The sequence below is a fragment of the Ursidibacter maritimus genome, assembly GCF_009761395.1.
GTDB classification, from domain to species: domain Bacteria; phylum Pseudomonadota; class Gammaproteobacteria; order Enterobacterales; family Pasteurellaceae; genus Ursidibacter; species Ursidibacter maritimus.
Genome location: NZ_LEKN01000022.1, coordinates 1 through 382 on the forward strand (window position 1 = coordinate 1; position 382 = coordinate 382).

General features: G+C 42.7%; 1 protein-coding gene. It reads left to right on the forward strand.

Features of this window, described 5'->3' with window-relative positions:
• Positions 1–382, forward strand: a 382-nt coding sequence (locus A1D26_RS05335) for a hypothetical protein (RefSeq protein ID WP_198303092.1), incomplete at both ends; no start/stop codon positions are given.

Consider the following 382-nt stretch of genomic DNA (forward strand, 5'->3'; position numbering starts at 1 on the left):
CATTGATAATGTCAAAAATGAGCTCACTACCAAAGGTATGAACTACAAAGGTGAAAATGGAGAAGTGATCCATAAAGCCCTCGGTGAACAGCTAGATATTATTGGCGACAGCAAAAACGTCAGTACCACCAATGAAGGCGGTAAGATTAAAATCACGATGTCAGACACACCGAAATTTACCAATCTGACGACCACTGAAGGAGCAACAATCGGTGGTAAATTGGATGTAACAGGTCCAGCAACCTTTAATGACAAAGTGACCGCTAACAAAGGCTTGGATGTCAATGGTGCTACCACGCTAAATGGTGCAGTAGCAGTTAAAGATAAGTTGACTGCAGAGAAAGGTTTAGAAGTTACAGGCACAACCACGCTCAACAACGGT